We start from the raw sequence: 20,527 nt of genomic DNA on the forward strand, positions 1-20,527 counted from the left end.
ACATCTGCCAGGGGGCACCACGCCCCGCCCCAGACTGGCAAGGAAGCCAGGGGGCCTTACCGCAGGCCAGTCCGTGCAATCGCTACCGACTCGACAGCCTCTCTACCGGCAGCGGCCTCAATCAATCGAGAAAATTCGATAAAAATCAATAACTTGAACCAATCCACCTCGAGGTGTAGATACAAGTTGCCGGTTTTATCCGGCGCAGGTGATTTGAATCCAATCCACATCTCAAGAGGTGAACAATGAAGAAGCCCGCCTTCGCGCTTGTGGCGGTTGCCGCCCTGTGCACGTTTGCACCCACCAGCGCGTCCGCCAGGATGTACAAAATCTGCGATTTCCATGAATGTTGCTATATCGACGGCGGCGGCAACGGTTACTGCGTCGATCGCAACCTGCAAGTCTGAGCCCGCAAGACAGCAAGCCCGGGGAGCATGGCGCGACAGGTAATCCCGCGCCATGCTCCCCGTCCAGTATCAGTTGATACTCACCGCAACAAAGCGACTTGCACCTTCTTGGGGATAGTTGACCAGCAGCACCACGGCATCGCCCTTCTTGGCATCCTTAACCAGCGTATTGAAGTGGGCGGCATTGTCGACCTTCACCCTTCCAATCTGCGTGATGATGAGCCCCGCGCGAAGCCCTGCCTTCTGCGCTGCACCAGTAGCGCTTGAGATGCGAACACCGCCTGCCTTGAGTCCCAGACTCCTGCGGGCGACCTCATCGATGTCCGTCACCGTCAACCCCATGGCATTGGCCGCAACAGCCTTGGAATCGGCTGTAGATGCACCTTCAGCCGAACCGCGCTGACCGGTCCCAGCCTCCGCACCGACGGCAACCGTCACTTCCATCGGCTTACCGTTGCGGATAACGCCAACCACCGCCTTGCTCCCCGGCGCCATCATTCCGATCATCGGCGGCACCTGCGACGAATCCCTGATTGCCTGGCCGTTTACCGAACGCACCACGTCAAGCTGCTGCAGCCCGGCCTTGTCGCTCGGACTTCCCGGCACCACTTCATTAATCAATGCGCCCTGCGTATCTGGGAGGCCCAGCCCTTCGGCCATGGTGGCGTCGATGGGCCGAGGGTCCAGCGCAATGCCGATCTGCCCCCTGACGACCTTGCCGGTCTTCTTGATCTGCTCCACCGCGCCCATGGCCAGGTCGATCGGGATCGCGAAGCTGATGCCCATATAGCCGCCGGAGGCGGAGAAGATCTGCGAGTTGATGCCGACCACTTCGCCACGGGTATTGAGCAGCGGACCGCCCGAATTGCCCTGGTTGATGGCCACGTCGGTCTGGATGAACGGCACGTAGCGCTGGTCGGCGCCGCCGGTGCTGCGGCCCACGGCGCTGACCACGCCGGCGGTGACCGAGTGGTCCAGCCCGAACGGCGACCCGATCGCGACCACCCACTGGCCCGGCTTGAGCGTGTTGGAGTCGCCCACGCGCACGGTCGGCAGGTTCCTGCCGTCGATCTTGAGCAGGGCCACGTCGTACTGCTGGTCGCTGCCAATCACCTTGGCGGTGAATTCGCGGCGGTCGCCGAGCTTGACCTTCACTTCGCTGGCATCGGCGACCACGTGGTAGTTGGTCAGCACATAGCCGTCGGCGGAGATGATGAAACCCGAGCCCATGCCGCGGCCCTGGATGCGCGGGCTGTCGTCCTGGCCGCCCGGCCCCTGGCCCGGCATCTGGAAGTCCGGGCCGAAGAAGCGGCGGAAGAACTCGGGCACGTCATCGCCGCCCGGGCCCATGCCGCGGGCCTGGCGGTTGCTGCGCACGATGGTGGTTTCCACGTTGACCACGCCCGGGCCGACCTGTTCGACCAGGTTGGTGAAGTCCGGCAGGCCGCTGACCAGCTGCGGGGCCGGGGCACGCGGGGCGGCGGCCGGCGCGGCGGTGGCGGCGGGAGCCGCCGGCGATGGCGCCTGGGCGCAGGCCATCAACGGCAGGGTCAGGGCCAGCAGGGTCATGGCCTGGGTACGCTTGCGGGGGGTCATCAGACTCGGCCTCCGGGTAGGAAAGGGGAAAAGGGCCGGCGTTCCGGCCAGCAGGCCGGACGCAGGGCAGTAGTGGAAAAGCGGGCCAGCCAGGCTCAGTCGCGTTGCCGGCGTGGCGCCGGCAAGACCGGGTCGGTCTCCTGCAGGCGCGGCTCGAAGGGGTAGAAGGCGGCCTGGGGCTCCTGCGCCGAGAGGCTGGCATTGAGCGCCCCGCCCGCGGCCGGGGCCAGGGTCGAGCGCGGCCACGGCTTGGCCTGCAGGCTGCCGACATCGCCGAACGGGAACTGGCGGGCATGGGCGGCCGGCAACGCCGGGGCCAGCGGCGCGACCTGGCTGGCCAGCGCGCGCTGCGGTTGCGCACTGCGCTCGGCGGCGCTGCGCGCGGCCTGCTGGGTGCGGGTGGCACTGGCCCGGCGTGCGGCGGCCACGTCCTGGCGGCGGCTGGCGGCCGCCACCGCGGCGGCGGGCACGGCGGCCATGGCCACGGCAGCGTCGACCGAGGCGGCCGTGGCCGGCACCGGCGCCGGCGGCGCCACCGGCAACGCGGCCTGGCTGGCGATCACCGTGGTCGGCGTATCCAGCGGCGCCTGCTCGGGCAACTGCTGGCGGGTCATGAACATCGCCACTGCCGCCACCGAGGCGGCCAATGCCGCGCCGCCGCCCCAGCGGCGCCAGCCGCTGCGGCGTTCACTGCGGCGCTCGGCGCCGGCCTGCGCGGCCGGCAGCGGCTCGCCAGCCACTGCCTGGGCCACCGCATCGCTGAAGCCGGCCGGGGCGGGCGCGCAGGCCTGGCCGCGCAGCACATCGCCGAGCAGCTGCCAGCGCTCGTGGCAGCCAGACAGCGCCTGGTCGTGCTCCAGCCGGCGCAGCATGAAGCGCGCCTGTTCGGCCGGCAGCTCGCCGTCGATCAGCGCCGACAGCTGCTGGCGGTGGTGGGCGTCGAACTTGTCGGCCGGCGCACCGGTGGAAGGGGAAGGGGACAGGTTCGGGTTCATGCGCGGCTCTTCTCGCGGGTGGCGCTGCCGACATCCAGCAGCGGCCGGAGTTCAGTGTCGATCGCCTCACGCGCACGGAAGATCCGCGAGCGCACGGTGCCGATCGGACACCCCATCTTCTGCGCGATATCCTCATAGCTCAGGCCTTCCACCTCGCGCAGGGTGATGGCCGACCTCAGTTCTTCGGGCAACGCCGATACCGCCTTCATCACCGTCTGCTCCAACTCCTGGCGCATCAGTTCGCGCTCGGGGGTGTCGGTATCGCGCAGGCGGGTACCGCTGTCGAACTGCTCGGCATCGCCGATGTCGATGTCATCGGTGGGCGGGCGGCGGTTGTGGGCGGCGAGATGATTCTTGGCGGTATTCACGGCGATCCTGTGCAACCAGGTATAGAACTGGGCGTCCCCACGGAAACTGCCGATCGCGCGGTAGGCGCGGACGAACGTGTCCTGGGCAACGTCCTGACATTCACTCCAGTCGGCGATGTAGCGCCCGATCAGGGCCACGATCCGATGCTGGTACTTGCGTACCAGCACATCGAAGGCCGCACGTTCGCCGCGCTGCACGCGCCGGACCAGCTCCAGGTCCAGCTCCTGTGGTGTTTCAACCTCGGCCATGTGGGGCCGCACTCCTGTCAGCCCAACCGACGTCGGGCAATGAGACTGCCAATCCCGGGAAAAGTTCAGCGACCGATCGACCGACGCCGCACCAGCTTTTAACTACCGTTCCGTTAAGGTTCCCGTCCACGGCCATGATCCGGGCCCGGCCTTCCCCAGCTATAGGGATTTGACGGGGAGGAAACAACCTCTGGATCATAGCCCCCTTCTCCATACACAACCGGATGGAACGCTCCCATGCTCTCAGGCTTCGATGGGCTCCGCTTCTCACATTGGCACCCGCAGATCCGTGACGATGGTGTCGTGGTGCTCAGCCTCGACCGCCACGACAGCGGCGTCAATGCGATGTCCCAGGACGTGCTGCTGGAACTGGGCGACCTGATCGAGCGCATCGCCATGGACCCGCCCAAGGCGGTGGTGATCCAGTCGATCAAGCCGGCCGGCTTCATCGCCGGTGCCGACCTGAAGGAGTTCCAGGAATTCGACCGCCGCGGCACCGTCAACGACGCCATCCGCCGCGGCCAGAGCACCTACCAGAAGCTGGCCGAACTGCCCTGCCCGACCGTGGCGGCGATCCATGGCCACTGCCTGGGCGGCGGCACCGAGCTGGCGCTGGCCTGCCGGTACCGGGTGGCCTCCAACGATGCGTCCACCCGCATCGGCCTGCCCGAAACCCAGCTGGGCATCTTCCCCGGCTGGGGCGGCAGCTCGCGCCTGCCGCAGCTGGTCGGCGCCCCGGCGGCGATGGACCTGATGCTGACCGGCCGCACCCTGTCGGCGTCGGCCGCACGCGGGATCGGCCTGGTCGACAAGGTGGTCGCCCCGGCCGTACTGCTCGATACCGCCGTCGCGCTGGGCCTGTCGGGCACCACCCGCCCGTTCAAGCAGCGCGCCACCGCCTGGGCCACCAATACCTGGCTGGCGCGCAAGCTGCTGGCCCCGCAGATGGCCAAGCAGGTCGCGCGCAAGGCCAAGAAGGACCACTACCCGGCCCCGTACGCACTGATCGACACCTGGGCGCGCACCGGCGGCAGCCCGATCCAGACCCGCCTGGACGCCGAGCGCCGCGCGGTGGTCAAGCTGGCCGCCACCCCGACCGCGCGCAACCTGATCCGCATCTTCTTCCTCACCGAACGCCTGAAGGGCCTGGGCGGCAAGGACCACCGCATCAGCCACGTGCACGTGGTCGGCGCCGGCGTGATGGGCGGCGACATCGCCGCCTGGGCGGCCTTCAAGGGCTTCAACGTGACCCTGCAGGACCGCGAGCAGCGCTTCATCGACCCGGCCATGGAACGCGCGCAGGCGCTGTTTGCCAAGAAGGTCCGCGACGAGGCCAAGCGCCCGGCGGTGGCCGCGCGGCTGAAGGCCGACCTAGCCGGTGACGGCGTGGCCCTGGCCGACCTGGTGATCGAGGCGATCATCGAAGACGCCGATGCCAAGCGCAGCCTGTACCAGACGCTGGAACCGAAGATGAAGGCCGGGGCGCTGCTGACCACCAACACCTCCTCGATCCCGCTGATCGAACTGCGCGACCATATCGAGCACCCGGCGCAGTTCGCCGGCCTGCACTATTTCAACCCGGTGGCGCAGATGCCGCTGGTGGAAATCATCCACCACGACGGCATGGCGGCGGACACCGAACAGCGGCTGGCGGCATTCTGCAAGGCGCTGGGCAAGTTCCCGGTGCCGGTGGCCGGCACCCCGGGCTTCCTGGTCAACCGGGTGCTGTTCCCGTACATGCTCGAAGCGGCCACCGCCTATGCCGAAGGCATTCCCGGCCCGGTGATCGACAAGGCCGCGGTGAAGTTCGGCATGCCGGTGGGCCCGATCGAACTGCTGGACACGGTCGGCCTGGACGTGGCCGCCGGGGTGGGCAAGGAGCTGGCGCCGTTCCTGGGCCTGCAGATTCCCGCTGCGCTGCAGACCGTCGAGCCGGGCAAGCGCGGCAAGAAGGACGGCCAGGGCATCTACAAGTGGGACAACGGCCGCGCGCAGAAGCCGGACGTGCCGGCCAACTACACCGTGCCCGCCGACCTGGAGGACCGCCTGATCCTGCCGTTGCTCAACGAGGCGGTGGCCTGCCTGCACGAAGGCGTGGTGGCAGATGCCGACCTGCTCGACGCCGGCGTGATCTTCGGCACCGGTTTTGCCCCGTTCCGCGGCGGCCCGATCCAGCACATCCGCGCCACCGGCGCCGACGTCCTGGTGGAACGCCTGAAGGTGCTGCAGCAGCGCCATGGCGACCGGTTCGCGCCGCGCCCGGGCTGGGACGCTGCGGTATTGCGTGAGCCGGTGGCGTAACCACGGCGCAGATGCAGACCACGACGCCACCGCAAGGTGGCGTTGTTGTGTGGGGTTCGCGCAACAACCTGTTACCCAAACAGGTCATCCCAACCCCACCGCCGCATGCCATCCTGCCCGCCTGTCCCCGCCAGCGAGAAAGCCCGCATGACGACGATCATTGCTCCCCGCGTCTACGACATCGGCGGCCTCCAGGTACGCCGCGCCGTGCCTACCCTGCAGGCGCGCAGCGTCGGCCCGTTCGTGTTCGTCGACCAGATGGGCCCGGCCGTGCTCGCCCCCGGCACCGGCATCGACGTGCGCCCGCACCCGCATATCGGCCTGGCCACCGTCACCTTCCTGTGGTCCGGCGCCATCGGCCACCGCGACACCCTCGGCTCGGACCAGGTGATCCGCCCCGGCGACGTCAACTGGATGACCGCCGGCCGCGGCATCGCCCACTCCGAGCGCACCCCGCCGCCCGAACGCCAGCATGACCACCCCATCCACGGCATGCAGACCTGGGTCGCACTGCCGAAGAACTTCGAGGAAACCGACCCGGGCTTCTTCCACCACGCCGCCGCCACCCTGCCCCAGCAGCGCCGCGACGGTGCCTGGCTGCGCGTGATCGCCGGCCGTGCCTATGGCGAGGAATCGCCGGTGAAGGTGTTCGCCGACACCCTCAACGTGGCCATCGACCTCGACCCGGGCGCTGAAATCAACCTGGACACCGGCCACACCGAGCGCGCCATCTACATTCTCGAAGGCGAGGCCCAGCTCGACGGCGTGGACCTGCCGGCCCAGCACCTGGTCCTGCCCGAACACAACGCCCGCGGCCGGCTGCGCGCCAAGACCCCGGTCAAGGCCATGCTGCTCGGCGGTGAACCGCTGGATGGCCCGCGCCACCTGTGGTGGAACTTCGTGTCCAGCTCCACCGAGCGCATCGAGCAGGCCAAGCACGACTGGGAAGCCGGCCGCTTCGGCACCATTCCCGGCGACGACCAGGAATTCATCCCGCTGCCGGACCACTGAGCCGCACCGCGCGCTGCCTTGACGCCGCCTTCACCCGAATGAACCCTGATTCAGCTACTTTTCACCCACCCACCCCGGGCATTCTGTGGAGACTGATTGATGAGCATGGGCAAACGTATGGCGGCCGAGTTCCTCGGCACGTTCTGGCTGGTGTTGGGCGGCTGCGGCAGTGCCGTGCTGGCCGCCAAGTTCGGCGGTGACGGCAACCCGCTGGGCATCGGCTTCCTCGGTGTGGCGCTGGCCTTCGGCCTGACCGTGCTGACCGGTGCCTATGCGTTCGGGCACGTTTCCGGCGCGCACTTCAATCCTGCGGTCAGCGTCGGGCTGTGGGCCGGTGGCCGCTTCCCGGCCCGCGACCTGCTGCCCTACATCGTGGCCCAGGTGCTGGGCGGCGTGCTGGCCGGCTTCATCCTGCTGCAGATCGCCTCCGGTGCGCCGGGCTTTGCCATCGACGGCAGCCAGGCCGGCGCCTTCGCCAGCAACGGCTATGGCGCGCTGTCCCCGGGCGGCTACAGCATCGCCGCCGCGTTCCTGTGCGAGGTGGTGCTTACCGCGGTGTTCCTGGTGGTGATCATGGGCGCCACCCATGGCAAGGCCCCGGCCGGGTTCGCCCCGATCGCGATCGGCCTGGCCCTGACCCTGATCCACCTGATCAGCATCCCGGTCACCAATACCTCGGTGAACCCGGCCCGTTCCACGGCGGTGGCGGTGTTCGCCGGCAGCGGCGCGCTGGGCCAGTTGTGGCTGTTCTGGCTGGCCCCGCTGCTGGGCGGGCTGATCGGCGGCATCGTCTACAAGTGGATCGGCGCCGAGCCGCGTTGACTGCTGGCGGGCGCGGTGGCTGCACCGCGCCCGCGATCGAGGCGGTCTTGGCGCCCGATCTGGTTCATCTGAAACCTTTATTTGTAGATCCAGTCACATTCCGTTAAGGTCGAAATCACCACGCCGTCACCTGGCGGTAGGTGTTCCGGGACGCGCATGGGGATGCGCCGCGGTTGGCCAGGGCTCGCATGGCCACCGGAATCTTCTGCCAGGCACGTGCGCGGCCATTCCGACCTTGGGGGAAAGCATGAACGTCCTGCGCGCTGCCGTGTGCCTGATCCTGTTGTCGTCCGCTATGGCGGCATCGGCCCAGGCGCCGAACGAATGTCCATCCCTGCCTGCCAGCAGCGGCCTGCAATGGCAGCAACAGGCACAAGCCGATTTCATCCTGTGCAAGGCCAGCACCAGCGATGGCCGCGAAGTGCTCAGCCTGATGCTCAGCACGCGCGACCCGGCGCTGCCGCTGAGCCGCCCGCTGCGCCAGGAAAAAGGCGGTTTCGCCGGCGAAAGCCTGTACTGGTACCAGCCCGACCTGGGCGGCCAGAAGCCGCCGGGCTACGACACCCGGCGCATCACCGTAGTCAAGTACGACAAGAACCGCTATGCGCAGATCGCCCTGTATGCCGGCGATGCGCAGGAACTGGGCACGCTGCAGACCCTCACCCAGGGGATGAACCTGAACCCGACGGCGGTTGCCGCAGGGCGCTGAGAGGGCCGGGGCGGTGCCTGCGCACCGCGCGGGAACATCGGGCATCACGTGGTTGCCGGCCAGCGGCCGGCATTACCTAGAACCGGCCTTCCTGGAAATCCACGAAGGCCTGCATCAGTTCCTGCTTGGTGTTCATCACGAACGGGCCGTGCCGCATGACCGGCTCGCGCAGTGGGCGCCCAGCAACCAGGATCAGCCGCGCACCGTCGGCCCCGGCCTGCAGCTGCAGCAGCTCGCCGCCGCCGAGCACCGCCAGTTCCTGGCGCGCCACCGGCCGCGCATCGGCATCCTGCCCCACCGTCATCCCGCCCTCGAACACATAGGCGAACGCGTTATGGCCCGGCGGCAACCGATAGTCCCATCCGGTGTGCGCGGCCAAGGTGATGTCCAGGTAGAGCGGATCGGTGGCCGGCTGCACGATCGGGCCGGTGGTATCGCCGACCTGGCCGGCGATCACCTTGACCTGCACGCCGTCGGCCGGCGTGGCCTGCGGAATGCGCTCCGGGGCGAATTCCTGGTACTTCGGCGCGGTCATCTTGTCGCGCGCCGGCAGGTTCACCCACAGCTGGAAGCCGCGCATCCGCCCCGATTCCTGCTCGGGCATCTCCGAATGCACCAGGCCGCGGCCGGCGGTCATCCACTGCACGCTGCCCGGGGTGAGCAGCCCTTCGTTGCCGTGGTTGTCCTGGTGCCGCATGCGCCCGTCGAGCATGTAGGTGACTGTTTCAAAGCCGCGGTGCGGGTGGCTGGGGAAGCCGGCGAGGTAGTCCTCGGCGCGGTCGGTGCCGAATTCGTCCAGCAGCAGGAACGGGTCCAGGTCGGGCAGCGACGGCCCGCCGATCACCCGGGTCAGGCGCACGCCGGCGCCATCGGAGGTGGCCGCGCCACGGATGGTGCGCTGCACGCGCGCCGGGATTGGGCTGCTCATGTTGACTCCAGCGAAAGGAAACCAGGAACAAGATGGGCGCACCCGCCGTGGCCGCCAACCGCCATGCCCGCAACCGATTGTTCCAGCGGTGACGTGCGCATGCCGCGCACGGCCGCCGTGTCCGCTTTCCCGCCCCACCCGCGTTGCGCACTACGACCAAAGTACTAGCGGCAAGACCCCGTCTTTGCATTGACCCGATCGGTGCCAAGGCAGACTCTTACGGTGATATTCAGGGAGACGCAATCTCATGAAAGGTTTTTCCAAGCTGGGCTGGGCCGCGCTCGCGCTGCTCGGCGCGTTCTGTCTGGGAACGGTGGCACTGCGCCGGGGCGAGCACATCAACGCCTTGTGGATCGTGGTGGCCGCCGTCTCCATCTACCTCATCGCCTACCGCTTCTACAGCCTGTTCATCGCCGACAAGGTGATGCAGCTGGACCCCACCCGGGCTACCCCGGCGGTGCTCAACAACGACGGCCTGGATTACGTCCCCACCAACAAGCATGTGCTGTTCGGGCACCACTTCGCCGCCATCGCCGGGGCCGGGCCGCTGGTCGGGCCGGTGCTTGCCGCGCAGATGGGCTATCTGCCCGGCCTGCTGTGGCTGGTGGTTGGCGTGGTGCTGGCCGGTGCGGTGCAGGACTTCATGGTGCTGTTCATCTCCAGCCGCCGCAACGGCCGCTCGCTGGGCGACCTGGTCCGCGAAGAGATGGGCCAGGTGCCCGGCACCATCGCGCTGTTCGGCGCGTTCCTGATCATGATCATCATCCTGGCCGTGCTGGCGATGGTGGTGGTCAAGGCGCTGGCTGAAAGTCCGTGGGGCATGTTCACGGTGATCGCCACGATGCCCATCGCAATCATGATGGGCGTGTACATGCGCTACATCCGCCCCGGCAAGATCGGCGAGATTTCGGTGGTGGGCCTGATCCTGCTGCTGCTGGCCATCTGGTACGGCGGCAAGGTCGCCGCCGATCCGGTCTGGGGCCCGGCCTTCACCTTCACCGGCGTGCAGATCACCTGGATGCTGATCGGCTACGGCTTCGTCGCTTCGGTGCTGCCGGTGTGGCTGCTGCTGGCGCCGCGCGACTACCTGTCCACGTTCCTGAAGATCGGCACCATCGTGGCGCTGGCGATCGGCATCCTGATCGTGATGCCCGAGCTGAAGATGCCGGCGCTGACCCAGTTCGCTGCCAGCGGCGATGGACCGGTGTGGAAGGGCGGCATGTTCCCGTTCCTGTTCATCACCATCGCCTGCGGCGCGGTGTCCGGTTTCCATGCGCTGATCGCCTCGGGCACCACGCCCAAGCTGCTGGCCAATGAACGCCACATGCGCTACATCGGCTACGGCGGCATGCTGATGGAATCGTTCGTGGCGGTTATGGCCCTGGTGGCAGCCTCGATCATCGATCCGGGCATCTACTTTGCAATGAACAGCCCGGCGGCGGTGATCGGTGCCGATGCGGCCTCGGCGGCGCATTACATCACCACCACCTGGGGCTTCACCATCACCCCCGAACAGCTGGAGGCGACCGCAGCGGCGATCGGCGAACCGACCATCCTGCACCGCGCCGGCGGCGCGCCCACCCTGGCGGTCGGCATCGCGCAGATCCTGCACCAGGCCATCCCCAGCGGCAGCAACGCGATGATGGCTTTCTGGTACCACTTCGCGATCCTGTTCGAAGCGCTGTTCATCCTCACCGCGGTCGATGCCGGTACCCGCGCCGGTCGCTTCATGCTGCAGGACCTGCTGGGCAACTTCATCCCGGCCCTGAAGAAGACCGAGTCGTGGACGGCCAACATCATCGCCACCGCCGGCTGCGTGGCGCTGTGGGGCTACCTGCTGTACACCGGCGTCAAGGATCCCTTCGGCGGCATCCAGACCCTGTGGCCGCTGTTTGGCATCTCCAACCAGATGCTGGCCGGGATCGCGCTGATGCTGGGCACGGTGGTGCTGTTCAAGATGAAGCGCGACCGCTTTGCCTGGGTCACCGCGGTGCCGGCGGTATGGCTGCTGATCTGCACCACGTATGCGGGCCTGATCAAGATCTTCGACAAGAACCCGGCCCAGGGCTTCCTGGCCCAGGCGCACAAGTTCCAGGATGCGATCGCCACCGGCACCATCACCGCCCCGGCCAAGAGCCTGGAGCAGATGCAGCAGATCGTGGTCAATGCCTACGTCAACACCGGGCTGACCGTGCTGTTCCTGTTCGTGGTGTTCTCGATCCTGGCCTATGCGATCAAGACGATCGTCGTTGCCCGCCGCAGCCCGCAGCGCAGCGACCAGGAAACCCCGTACGTGGCGCTGCAGCCGCACCAGATGGCGGACCTGTAATGGGTACCGAACTGGTCACCGTCGGCCAGTACCAGGCGCACCGCCGCTTGTGGCGGCGCCTGGTGCAGACCGCGCGCCTGTGCTGCGGCATTCCCGACTACGACAACTACGTGCGCCACGTGCTGGAGAACCATCCCGACCGGGTGCCGATGGACTACAAGACCTTCTTCCGCGAACGCCAGGAAGCGCGTTACGGCGGCAGGAACGGTGGGCGCTGCTGTTGAGCGCGATGGCATCTGAAACGCAAACGGCGGCGCGAAAGCGCCGCCGTTTTTTCATGGCTACACCCGGTTGTGGGCCGGCTCCATGAGCCGTACCCGGTAGTGCCGGCCGCTGGCCGGCTCCAGGCGAAACCGTGGGCTCACGAGGAGCCGGCCAGCGGCCGGCTCCTCGCGATGCAGGACGAAGGAGGAGCCGGCCAGCGGCCGGCACTACCCGATTCGCATACCGACCAACGGTCGGTATCTACCGCCGCACCAGCAGGTGCTTGGCCATCATCCCGTGCAAGCGGCCGATGCCGCGGGCCAGGTGCAGGGTGGCGAACAGCAGCAGCACCCCGGCCAGCGCCAGCAGCGGCGTAGCCCACAACGACAGCACCTGGTCGCCGTTGAGGTAGATGCCCGACACCTCGCCGGTGAACAGGACCGCCACCGGCGCCCAGATCAAGCCCAGCGACAGCGACAGCAGCGTGGTGGCGATGCTGAAGTAGACGATGCCCAGCGGCAGCATCAGCACGAAGTACAGCAGGGTCAGCCAGGTGCGGCCATCGGTGAACATGTCCCCGATCCGCTGCAGCCAGCTGCGGCTGCGGTCGGCATAGGTCGGCCGGCGCGGCATGCGCTCGCCCAGCAGGGCTTCCACCAGCCGGCCTTCCAGCAGCGCCAGGCCGCGCACCGAGCCGAAGAACAGCACGGCGACCGGGATACCGATGATCAGGATCATCAGGCCCAGCGACAACGACAGGCCGGTGACCACCCAGGTGAAGAAGAACGTGCCGGTCGCCAGCGACAGCAGCATGTAGAACAACGCGCCATAGGTGCGCGCCTCCAGCGCCACGCCGAAGAAGCGGGCCAGTGCCGGGCGCGGCCTGGGCGCGGCCTGGGCCTGTGCCGGCGCGGCGGCGGCAACACCGGGTGCAACGTGGCGCTGCGGCGCGGCACCGGCACCGGGCGTGCGCAGCGCGCGGTTCACCGTGATCTCGGTTTCACGGTAGATCTCGGCCACTTCGTCGGGCGCACCGTAGCTGCCGGCCACCCCGGCAATCACCTCGGCCTCGCTGCGGCCGGGCTGGGCGGCCAGTTCCGCACGCAGGTATTCCTCGGCGTCGTACAGGGCGTCCTGCACCATCGCCGGGTCGGCGTCGTGCAGGGCCGCGCGCAGCTGCGCCAGGTACTCGGGAATGGTGGTCGGCAAGGCCCGACCGGCCGCGGACGCGATGTTCATTCAATTACCCCTTGCAGAACGGAATCGACGGAATCACGGGTGGCGCGCCAGGCGGCAGTCCACTGCCTGAGCACCTCATGGCCCGTGTCATTGATGCGGTAGTAACGTCGCGGCGGACCGGCCATCGACGGTTCGACATGGCTCTCCAGCAACCCGGCCCCCTCCAGGTTGCGCAGCACCGGGTACAGCGCGCTCTGCTTGCCGCTCAGCACGCCCTCGCCAACCCGCTCCAGCTCCTTGGCGATCAGGTACCCGTACAGCGGCTCGCCGGCCTTGGCCAGCACCGCCAGCAAGGCCAGCGACACCGTGCCGGAGCTGAGTTCTTTCTGGAACTTCTTCAGATGGGCTTCGAGGTCGCTCATCGCGTTCTCCAACTAGCGTGGAGTCAACACTAGTGTGAAGTGAGCTATAGCGAACGTGCCGTTAGTCACCGTGCCGCTGGGCATGGCCCGCTGGCGGTGGCCGGCACGATGTGGGCACAATCGGCCGATACCTTCCTGAACGGGTCTGCCATGTCGCCATCTCGTCCCGCCCTGCTCGCCCTCGCCCTGGCCTGCCTGCTGCCCTCCCTGGCCAATGCGGCCACGCCCTACCGCAGCCCGCAGCAGATCCTGGATGCCTCGCCGGCCAGCGACTGGCGCACGCCGGACCCGGCCAACCTGTTGTATCTGAACCTGGACGGTGGGCGGGTCACCATCGAGCTGGCGCCGGCGTTCGCGCCGCGGCACGTGGCCAACATCCAGACCTTGGCCGGCGAACATTTCTGGGACGGGGAGAGCATCTACCGCGCGCAGGACAACTTCGTGGTGCAGTTCGGCGATGCCGATGCCGACGATGCAGCCAAGGCCAAACCGCTGGGCAGTGCCCAGCGCAAGCTGCGGGCCGAGTTCGAGCGCGACAGCAAGGGGCTGAAGATCAGCGTGCTGCCCGACCGCGATGGCTGGGCCGACCAGACCGGGTTCGTCGATGGCTTCCCGGTCGGGCAGGACCGGCAGGCCGGCAAGGCCTGGCTGGCGCATTGCTACGGCATGCTCGGCGCCGGCCGCAACAACGAGGAAGACAGCAGCATCGGCGCCGAGCTGTATGTGGTCACCGGGCAGTCGCCGCGCCAGCTGGACCGCAACATCACCGTGGTCGGCCGGGTGCTGCAGGGCATGGAACTGTTGAGTGCGCTGCCGCGTGGACCGGCCCCGATGGGTTTCTACGCCGATGCCGCGCAACGCACGCCGATCCGCTCGATCCAGCGTGCCAGCGATGTGCCGGCCAGCGAGCGGCCGCCGCTGCAGGTACTGCGCACCGATTCGAAGACCTTCGCCGATACGGTGGAAGCGCGGCGCAACCGCGTCGATGATTTCTACAAGCGCCCAGCCGGGCATATCGACCTGTGCAATATCCCGGTGCCGGTGCGGTGAGGAGGAGATAACCGACGCGTCAGCGGTTTGATTGTCCGCCTGGGAGGGATCACGCGTGCGGTTGGAGCAGGCAACAGCAGCCGAGCATGGCTCGGCGCTACCCAGTGGTCGGCGCGGCCTACCGCCGCTGCGACGCCGCTACGCTGCCCAGGATCAGCACGCCGGCCACGATCATCGGCCCGGTCACCGGTTCGCCCAGGAACAGCCAGGCAAACAGCGCGCCGAACATCGGCACCAGATAGGTGACGGTGGAGGCGCGGGCCGGGCCGATGCGGGCGATCAGGCGGTAGAACATCAGGAACGCCAGCCCGGTGCAGACCACGCCCAGGGCGATCGCGCAGATCCACGACAGCGTCGGGACCGGTGCGCTCGGCCAATGGGTGAGTGCCATCGGCATCAGGACCAGGGCCGCGCAGCCCAGGGTGGCGCCGGCCGATGCCGCCGGCGGCAGCCCGGTCATATGGCGCTTGACCAGGTTCACCCCCAGCCCGTACAGCAGGGCCGCCATGGCGCCAGCGATGACCGCCGCGCCGATGCTCAGGCCCGACACCTTGGCCGTGGCCAGTACCACCACGCCGGCAAAGCCGACCAGCAGGGCGATGGCGCGGCGCATGCCGATCTTCTCACCGAAGAACAGGAAGGCCATCAGCGCGGCAAACAGCACCGTCATCGCATTGCAGATCGCACCGATCGCCGCCGGTGCGCGCTGCGCCGCCCAGGCGAACAGCACGAACGGAATGGCCGAATTGATGATGCCGATCGGCGCCAGCCACAGCCAGCGCCGCGCCGGGAACTGCGCGCGGGCTTGCCACAGGAACGGCAGCAGCACCAGCGCGCCCAACAGCAGCCTTATTTCCACCAGCGCATACGGGCCGAACGCCGGCACGGCCACGCGCATGAACAGGAACGAGCAGCCCCAGATCGCGCCGAGCACGGTCAGCTCCAGCGGGGTGCGCCAGTCGCGCTCGACCAGCGCCCCGGCCAATGGCGCCCCGCTCATGACTGCCTCCCGGGCAAGCGGCAGATGCGTGGCTGGGGGGCATGGGCGGACGGCAACATGGGAAAGCTCCGGGGGACAGGGACACAGCATCGGCCTACCTGTGCGCCCCCGCAAGCGCGTAGTATCCGGGCAAGCCACAAATATGATTTGGGTCTCGACCATGATCCTGCGCCCTGCCCTGCTGCCCGCGCTGGGGGTGTTCGCGGTCGCCGCGCGCCACCAGAATTTCGCCCACGCTGCCGAGGAGTTGCACCTCACCGCCAGTGCGGTCAGCCACCATGTGCGCAAGCTGGAAGACCTGCTGGGCACGATGCTGTTCCAGCGCCACGCGCGCGGGGTGCGGCTCACCGCCGAAGGCCGCCAGTTGGCCGATGCGGCCGCCGCGGCGCTGAGCGATCTCAACGCGGTGGCCGGCAACCTGCACCCGCAGGCCGATATCGTGCCGCTGCGGATCACCACCATCCGTTCGCTGTCGTATTGCTGGCTGGTGCCGCGGCTGGCGCGTTTCACCAGCGCGCACCCGCAGGTCCGCATCGAACTGCAGACCAGCACCGAGCTGGTGCGCTTCGACGAGAACGGGCCGGAGCTGGGCATCCGCTATGGCCTGGGGCAATGGCCGGGGCTGCGCGCCCATCCGCTGATGGACGACGAGCTGTGCCCGGTGGCGTCCCCGGCACTACCCGGCGTGGCCGCGCTGCGCGAGCCGGCGCAGATCGCCACCCTGCCGCTGATCAGCGACATGTCGCCGCAGGGCTGGCGCGACTGGTTCCGCGCCGCCGGGGTGCGCAGCCTGGAACTGCCGTCGCTGCATTCCTTCAGCGACAGCACCGATGCGATGCGCGCGGCGGTGTACGGGATCGGCGCGGTACTGGCGCGCAAGCACATCGCCCAGCCCTACCTGCAACGCTATGAGCTGGTGCGCCTGCCCGGGCCGGCACTGAAGGCACGCTACAGCTACTACGTGGTGCACGCCGAGCACCGCCCGCTCAGCCCGACCGCGCTGGCCTTCATGGACTGGCTCAAGCGCGAGGCGCTGGACGAGCGCACGCCGATCCCGGCACTGCCGGAGGAACTGCTGGGCCGGTGAACGCGATCCATCGCGCGCTCGTCACCCGCCGTTGTCCGGGCACTGGCTAGGCTGAAGCTTCCTTCCCCACAGGGCGCATGCCAATGGCCATGTTGCGACTCCGAATCACCGGCAGCGAAGACGATGCGCGTGCCATCACCGACCTGCTGCAAGGCATCGAGGGCATCGAGCACATCGAGGAAACCGATGACCTGATGCCGCACATGGACGACGACGACTCCAGTTCGGCCGGCCTGTCCGACGACATCGGCCCGGGCATCCACGAACTGGAAGTGGAAGTGGGCAACGCCCATACCGCCCAGCGCGTGCGCGATGCGGTGCAGGAACTGGCGCTGGAGCTGGATGTGTTCGTCGAGTACGAACACGACGAAGGCTGATCGTTGCGCGGTGCCGGCAGACCCGGCACCGCGCAACGGGGTCACTCGACGGACTGTGCGGCCCGCGCGCGCCGACGGCGGCGCAGCTTCAGCGCGATCCAGACCACTGCGACCAGCACCACCGCCGCCGGCAGCAGGGCCGCCGCCGCGCGGATCAGGAAGGCCACGCTGGAGGACAGGATGCCGCCGGAATCGCGCAGGGCCTCGCCGATTTCGCTGCGGCTGCGCTGGCCGCTGGAGGTCTCGAACTGCAGCGTCAGCAGCTGGGTGTCGATGCGCCGGCGCTGCTGGGCAGCCTCGCGGGTGGCCTGCTCGACCCCCGCTTCGATTTCCGACAGGCGCTGGGTGATGGTCAGCAGGTCGGCCACGGCCAGGCCGCCGCGGTCCTGGTAGGCCAGCAGCCGCGCGTGCTCTTTCTCCAGGCGCGCCTTGGTCAATGCGGTGTCGGCCACCTGCTGGGCCAGGTCTTCGGCCTGGGTGTTGCGCGAGGCCAGTTCGCCGCCCTGCCCGGCCAGGCCGATCAGCGGCTCCACGCCCTTGGGTGCGATCCGCACCCGGATCGAGCCGCTGGGGTACTCGCCGCCCTCCTGGCTGACCTGCAGCACGGCGCAGTCGCCAAAGCGGCTGGACTGGCAGGCATCGGCCAGCTGCTTGACGCGCCCGGCGATTTTCCCTGCGTCGACCCGGATCCGCACATCGTGCTCATAGGCCAGCGCCGCCCCTTCGGGCGAGGCCACCGCGCCGGCAGCATCGGCCGCCGCTTCGCCGGCGCCCTGCTGCTTGCCGCAACCGGCCAGTACCAGCATCAGCGTCCCTGCCAGGGCGGCACCGAGGTGCCATGTCGTCCTTGTCATTACCGGCTTGCTCCGTCGTAGTGGGTGATGTTCAACCCGGCCAGGTCCAGCCCGGGCAGGCAACGTACATTGACCGCCGCCATCGCCTGCCCGCTGCGCGGGTCCACGCCCTCGCTGAACGGGGCGATGCCGCAGCTGCGGCAATAGTGGTGCTCCAGGTGATGCTGGTTGAACTGGTAGGTGGCCACGTCGGCCGGGTCGGTCTGCAGCTGCAATGCCGCGCGCGGGGCGAACCACAGCAGGCCGCCGCGGCGGCGGCACAACGAACAGTTGCAGTCGATCACCTCGGCGATCGGGTCGGTGGCCTCGACCACGAACGCAATCTGCCCGCAATGGCAGCTTCCTTCGTACTGCATTGGCGCACCCTCCGGCTGGAAAGCGCCATGGTAATCCAATGGCACGGGCGCCAGCGGCCCGGCCGGCCTATGCTCGGGGATTGACCACTGCACAGGATCGCCGATGCGCCAGCATCTCCTCGCCCTCGCCCTGATCGCCGCCCTGGGCGGTTGCCAGCCGGCCGACGCCCCGTCCGCCACCGGCACTCCGGCCGCGGCCACTGCCGGCGATGCCGCGGTGGACGCCGCCTTCGCCGACCTGTCCAAGCGCGCCCTGGACACCTGGATGCAGCTGTCGCCGATCAGCGCCACCCAGATCGGCGACCACCGCTACGACAGCGAGATCGACGACCTCAGCGCCGCCGGCCAGCAGAAGGTACTGGCCGCCTACAAGGGCCTGGTCGCCGACCTGGACCGCATCGATGTAAGCAAGCTCTCGCGCGAAAACCAGGTGGACGCGGCGATCCTGCGCAACCAGCTGCAGTCGGAGATCTGGAGCGCGGAGGTGCTGCAGGCATCGCGCTGGGATCCGCAGATCTACAACGGCCTGGCCGGCAGCGCCCTGTATGGCCTGATGGCACGCGAGTTCGCCCCGCTGCCCGAGCGCCTGAAAGCGGCCACCGCGCGCATGGAGAAGCTGCCGCAGATCTTCGCCCAGGCCCGCGCCAACCTGGACCCGGCGCGCGTGCCGAAGATCCACGCCGAGACCGTGGCCAAGCAGAACCGCGGCATCCTCAGCATCGTCGATACCTTCATCACCCCGCACATCGGTGAACTGCCGGCCGAAGATGGCAAGCGCCTGCAGGCGGCGATCGACGGGCTGAAGAAGGCGGTCGACGAACAGCAGACCTGGCTGGACAAGACCCTGGTGCCCAATGCCAAGGGCGATTTCCGCATCGGTGCCGAGCTGTACGACCAGAAGCTGAAGTTCGCGCTGAACTCCTCGCTGTCGCGCGCCCAGATCGGCGAACGCGCACGGGCCGAGCTCAAGCGCGTGCGCCAGGACATGTACGGCATCGCCCAGACCGTGCTGAAGGACAAGCCCGGCGCCCCGGCGCTGCCGGCCAACCCCAGCGATGCCCAGCAGCAGGCGGCGATCGAAGCGGCGCTGGAACTGGCCTATGCCGACAAGCCGGCCCGCGACAAGGTGGTCGATGACGCCAAGGCGGCGCTGGCCCAGTCCACCGAGTTCGTGCGCAAGCACGACCTGATGACCCTGCCCGATTCGCCGGTGGACATCATCCTGATGCCCGAATTCCAGCGCGGCGTGGCCGTGGCCTACTGCGATTCGCCCGGCCCGCTGGACAAGAATCTGAAGACCTTCTACGCGGTCTCGCCGATTCCCGACGACTGGAACGACCAGCAGGTCGATTCGTTCCTGCGCGAATACAACAGCCGCATGATCCACCTGCTGAGCATCCACGAAGGCACCCCGGGCCACTACCTGGAAGGCTGGCATTCGGGCAAGTTCCCGTCCACGCTGCGCGCGGTGCTGCGTTCGGGCCTGTTCGCCGAGGGCTGGGCGGTCTACACCGAGCGGATGATGCAGGAGCAGGGCTACTTGGACAACGACCCGCTGTTCCACCTGGTGCAGCTGAAGTTCTACCTGCGCACCATCTCCAACGCGATCCTGGACCAGGGCGTGCACGTGGACAACTGGACCCGTGAGCAGGCCATGCAGCTGATGACCCACGATGCGTTCCAGCAGGAAAGCGAAGCCTCGGGCAAGTGGGTGCGCGCGCAGCTGACCTCGGCGCAGCTGCCGACCTACTTCGTCGGTGCGCAGGAACACTTCGATACGCGCAAGGCGGTGCAGGACAAGCAGGGCGCCAAGTTCAACCTGAAGGCCTACCACGACCAGATGCTGTCCTACGGCGCCCCGCCGGTGCGCTTCGCGCGCCAGCTGATGCTGGACCAGCCGATCGAGTAAGCCGATGCTGGTGGGTGCCGACCGTTGGTCGGCACGCGACACGAAACGGCCCGGTGATTACCGGGCCGTTTTTTCGTTCGGTCTTCGATCAGGTTGATCGCGAGCGTTGAGGGCCCCGTCGCGGCCGGCAGGCCCCTATGCAAATGTCCCCCGGCGTCGGCCTTCGGCCGCCTCCTCCTCCTTTACTTTGCTAGGGACCTACCGGCCGCGACGGGGCTCGGCTTGCGGCACGCGATGGAAAAGCGATGGAAAAAAGCGGATGTCACGGTGCCAACGCCGGTGGGGCGAGTGCGGGGCCGCCATGCCCTTGTGGCGAAGTAAAGGAGGAGGGGGCGGCCGCAGGCCGACGCCGGGGGACATTCGCAGGCAAGGGC

20 protein-coding genes are annotated in these 20,527 nt (G+C 68.2%); 10 read left to right on the top strand and 10 right to left on the bottom strand.

What is annotated here, in order from left to right; all coding sequences use genetic code 11:
* Nucleotides 1-56: 56 nt before the first annotated feature.
* The 4 genes from IC535_RS03370 to rpoE form a co-directional block, all read right to left on the bottom strand.
* Nucleotides 57-461: a hypothetical protein gene (locus tag IC535_RS03370; protein WP_228884241.1), complete on the bottom strand. Its 405-nt coding sequence runs from the start codon at nt 459-461 to the stop codon at nt 57-59.
* Nucleotides 462-476: 15 nt separating this feature from the next.
* Nucleotides 477-2,003: a Do family serine endopeptidase gene (locus IC535_RS03375; protein ID WP_228884240.1), complete on the bottom strand. Its 1,527-nt coding sequence runs from the start codon at nt 2,001-2,003 to the stop codon at nt 477-479.
* A gap of 95 nt (nt 2,004-2,098) precedes the next feature.
* The gene (locus IC535_RS03380) at nt 2,099-2,998 is read right to left on the bottom strand and encodes a sigma-E factor negative regulatory protein (protein ID WP_228884239.1); all 900 of its coding nucleotides are present in this window, start codon (nt 2,996-2,998) and stop codon (nt 2,099-2,101) included.
* Complete coding sequence (rpoE, locus tag IC535_RS03385; RefSeq protein ID WP_228884238.1) at nt 2,995-3,615, bottom strand: RNA polymerase sigma factor RpoE; 621 nt, start codon at nt 3,613-3,615, stop codon at nt 2,995-2,997. The genes IC535_RS03380 and rpoE overlap by 4 nt, the downstream gene beginning before the upstream one ends.
* A 237-nt stretch (nt 3,616-3,852) precedes the next feature.
* Between rpoE and IC535_RS03390 the strand changes: the two genes are divergently transcribed.
* The 4 genes from IC535_RS03390 (at nt 3,853) to IC535_RS03405 (ending at nt 8,458) form a co-directional block, all read left to right on the top strand.
* On the top strand, nt 3,853-5,916 hold the full coding sequence (locus tag IC535_RS03390) for a 3-hydroxyacyl-CoA dehydrogenase NAD-binding domain-containing protein (protein WP_228884237.1): 2,064 nt from the start codon (nt 3,853-3,855) through the stop codon (nt 5,914-5,916).
* 147 nt (nt 5,917-6,063) lie between these two features.
* Nucleotides 6,064-6,927 carry a pirin family protein gene (locus tag IC535_RS03395; RefSeq protein WP_228884236.1) on the top strand — a complete coding sequence of 288 codons (864 nt, stop codon included), beginning with the start codon at nt 6,064-6,066 and terminating at the stop codon, nt 6,925-6,927.
* 99 nt (nt 6,928-7,026) lie between these two features.
* Nucleotides 7,027-7,749, top strand: a complete 723-nt coding sequence (gene aqpZ, locus IC535_RS03400; protein ID WP_228884235.1) for an aquaporin Z — start codon at nt 7,027-7,029, stop codon at nt 7,747-7,749.
* A gap of 247 nt (nt 7,750-7,996) precedes the next feature.
* Nucleotides 7,997-8,458, top strand: a complete 462-nt coding sequence (locus tag IC535_RS03405) for a hypothetical protein (RefSeq protein WP_228884234.1) — start codon at nt 7,997-7,999, stop codon at nt 8,456-8,458.
* Between the two features lie 76 nt (nt 8,459-8,534).
* Here the strand turns inward: IC535_RS03405 and IC535_RS03410 are convergent, their stop codons facing one another.
* On the bottom strand, nt 8,535-9,386 hold the full coding sequence (locus tag IC535_RS03410; RefSeq protein ID WP_228884233.1) for a pirin family protein: 852 nt from the start codon (nt 9,384-9,386) through the stop codon (nt 8,535-8,537).
* A 247-nt stretch (nt 9,387-9,633) separates the two neighbouring features.
* Between IC535_RS03410 and IC535_RS03415 the strand changes: the two genes are divergently transcribed.
* Nucleotides 9,634-11,715, top strand: coding sequence for a carbon starvation CstA family protein (locus IC535_RS03415; protein WP_228884232.1), 2,082 nt, complete (start codon nt 9,634-9,636; stop codon nt 11,713-11,715).
* Nucleotides 11,715-11,939: a YbdD/YjiX family protein gene (locus IC535_RS03420; protein WP_228884231.1), complete on the top strand. Its 225-nt coding sequence runs from the start codon at nt 11,715-11,717 to the stop codon at nt 11,937-11,939. Before IC535_RS03415 ends, IC535_RS03420 begins: the two co-directional genes overlap by 1 nt.
* Before the next feature lie 241 nt (nt 11,940-12,180).
* Here the strand turns inward: IC535_RS03420 and IC535_RS03425 are convergent, their stop codons facing one another.
* Together IC535_RS03425 and IC535_RS03430 are read right to left on the bottom strand one after the other, a co-directional pair.
* Nucleotides 12,181-13,158: a sensor domain-containing protein gene (locus tag IC535_RS03425; RefSeq protein ID WP_228886689.1), complete on the bottom strand. Its 978-nt coding sequence runs from the start codon at nt 13,156-13,158 to the stop codon at nt 12,181-12,183.
* Nucleotides 13,155-13,520, bottom strand: a complete 366-nt coding sequence (locus IC535_RS03430) for a PadR family transcriptional regulator (protein ID WP_228886688.1) — start codon at nt 13,518-13,520, stop codon at nt 13,155-13,157. Before IC535_RS03430 ends, IC535_RS03425 begins: the two co-directional genes overlap by 4 nt.
* A gap of 150 nt (nt 13,521-13,670) precedes the next feature.
* Here IC535_RS03430 and IC535_RS03435 point away from each other — a divergent pair, with 150 nt between their 5' ends.
* Nucleotides 13,671-14,570, top strand: coding sequence for a peptidylprolyl isomerase (locus IC535_RS03435; protein WP_228886687.1), 900 nt, complete (start codon nt 13,671-13,673; stop codon nt 14,568-14,570).
* 118 nt (nt 14,571-14,688) lie between these two features.
* On the opposite strand, the gene IC535_RS03440 is transcribed toward IC535_RS03435, so the two are convergent.
* The gene (locus tag IC535_RS03440) at nt 14,689-15,570 is read right to left on the bottom strand and encodes a DMT family transporter (RefSeq protein WP_228886686.1); all 882 of its coding nucleotides are present in this window, start codon (nt 15,568-15,570) and stop codon (nt 14,689-14,691) included.
* 160 nt (nt 15,571-15,730) lie between these two features.
* On the opposite strand from IC535_RS03440, the gene IC535_RS03445 reads away from it, so the two are divergent.
* Together IC535_RS03445 and IC535_RS03450 are read left to right on the top strand one after the other, a co-directional pair.
* Nucleotides 15,731-16,657: a LysR substrate-binding domain-containing protein gene (locus IC535_RS03445; protein WP_228886685.1), complete on the top strand. Its 927-nt coding sequence runs from the start codon at nt 15,731-15,733 to the stop codon at nt 16,655-16,657.
* Nucleotides 16,658-16,740: 83 nt separating this feature from the next.
* Nucleotides 16,741-17,034 carry a hypothetical protein gene (locus tag IC535_RS03450; protein WP_228886684.1) on the top strand — a complete coding sequence of 98 codons (294 nt, stop codon included), beginning with the start codon at nt 16,741-16,743 and terminating at the stop codon, nt 17,032-17,034.
* Nucleotides 17,035-17,075: 41 nt separating this feature from the next.
* Here the strand turns inward: IC535_RS03450 and IC535_RS03455 are convergent, their stop codons facing one another.
* Together IC535_RS03455 and IC535_RS03460 are read right to left on the bottom strand one after the other, a co-directional pair.
* A complete protein-coding gene (locus IC535_RS03455) occupies nt 17,076-17,888 on the bottom strand; it encodes a DUF4349 domain-containing protein (protein ID WP_228886683.1) in 813 nt (270 codons plus the stop codon).
* Nucleotides 17,888-18,244 (bottom strand): GFA family protein, encoded by a 357-nt coding sequence (locus tag IC535_RS03460; protein ID WP_228886682.1) that lies wholly within the window; start codon nt 18,242-18,244, stop codon nt 17,888-17,890. The genes IC535_RS03455 and IC535_RS03460 overlap by 1 nt, the downstream gene beginning before the upstream one ends.
* A 103-nt stretch (nt 18,245-18,347) precedes the next feature.
* Between IC535_RS03460 and IC535_RS03465 the strand changes: the two genes are divergently transcribed.
* Nucleotides 18,348-20,153: a DUF885 domain-containing protein gene (locus tag IC535_RS03465; protein WP_228886681.1), complete on the top strand. Its 1,806-nt coding sequence runs from the start codon at nt 18,348-18,350 to the stop codon at nt 20,151-20,153.
* Nucleotides 20,154-20,527 lie beyond the last annotated feature (374 nt).

Origin of the sequence: Stenotrophomonas rhizophila, assembly GCF_020857975.1 — a bacterium.
GTDB lineage: Bacteria > Pseudomonadota > Gammaproteobacteria > Xanthomonadales > Xanthomonadaceae > Stenotrophomonas > Stenotrophomonas rhizophila_C.

Coding starts and splice junctions, on each gene's coding strand:
- IC535_RS03370 (WP_228884241.1), bottom strand. CDS start 461: ATGGCGCGGGATTACCTGTCGCGCCATGCTCCCCGGGCTTGCTGTCTT.
- IC535_RS03375 (WP_228884240.1), bottom strand. CDS start 2,003: ATGACCCCCCGCAAGCGTACCCAGGCCATGACCCTGCTGGCCCTGACC.
- IC535_RS03380 (WP_228884239.1), bottom strand. CDS start 2,998: ATGAACCCGAACCTGTCCCCTTCCCCTTCCACCGGTGCGCCGGCCGAC.
- rpoE (WP_228884238.1), bottom strand. CDS start 3,615: ATGGCCGAGGTTGAAACACCACAGGAGCTGGACCTGGAGCTGGTCCGG.
- IC535_RS03390 (WP_228884237.1), top strand. CDS start 3,853: ATGCTCTCAGGCTTCGATGGGCTCCGCTTCTCACATTGGCACCCGCAG.
- IC535_RS03395 (WP_228884236.1), top strand. CDS start 6,064: ATGACGACGATCATTGCTCCCCGCGTCTACGACATCGGCGGCCTCCAG.
- aqpZ (WP_228884235.1), top strand. CDS start 7,027: ATGAGCATGGGCAAACGTATGGCGGCCGAGTTCCTCGGCACGTTCTGG.
- IC535_RS03405 (WP_228884234.1), top strand. CDS start 7,997: ATGAACGTCCTGCGCGCTGCCGTGTGCCTGATCCTGTTGTCGTCCGCT.
- IC535_RS03410 (WP_228884233.1), bottom strand. CDS start 9,386: ATGAGCAGCCCAATCCCGGCGCGCGTGCAGCGCACCATCCGTGGCGCG.
- IC535_RS03415 (WP_228884232.1), top strand. CDS start 9,634: ATGAAAGGTTTTTCCAAGCTGGGCTGGGCCGCGCTCGCGCTGCTCGGC.
- IC535_RS03420 (WP_228884231.1), top strand. CDS start 11,715: ATGGGTACCGAACTGGTCACCGTCGGCCAGTACCAGGCGCACCGCCGC.
- IC535_RS03425 (WP_228886689.1), bottom strand. CDS start 13,158: ATGAACATCGCGTCCGCGGCCGGTCGGGCCTTGCCGACCACCATTCCC.
- IC535_RS03430 (WP_228886688.1), bottom strand. CDS start 13,520: ATGAGCGACCTCGAAGCCCATCTGAAGAAGTTCCAGAAAGAACTCAGC.
- IC535_RS03435 (WP_228886687.1), top strand. CDS start 13,671: ATGTCGCCATCTCGTCCCGCCCTGCTCGCCCTCGCCCTGGCCTGCCTG.
- IC535_RS03440 (WP_228886686.1), bottom strand. CDS start 15,570: ATGAGCGGGGCGCCATTGGCCGGGGCGCTGGTCGAGCGCGACTGGCGC.
- IC535_RS03445 (WP_228886685.1), top strand. CDS start 15,731: ATGATCCTGCGCCCTGCCCTGCTGCCCGCGCTGGGGGTGTTCGCGGTC.
- IC535_RS03450 (WP_228886684.1), top strand. CDS start 16,741: ATGGCCATGTTGCGACTCCGAATCACCGGCAGCGAAGACGATGCGCGT.
- IC535_RS03455 (WP_228886683.1), bottom strand. CDS start 17,888: ATGACAAGGACGACATGGCACCTCGGTGCCGCCCTGGCAGGGACGCTG.
- IC535_RS03460 (WP_228886682.1), bottom strand. CDS start 18,244: ATGCAGTACGAAGGAAGCTGCCATTGCGGGCAGATTGCGTTCGTGGTC.
- IC535_RS03465 (WP_228886681.1), top strand. CDS start 18,348: ATGCGCCAGCATCTCCTCGCCCTCGCCCTGATCGCCGCCCTGGGCGGT.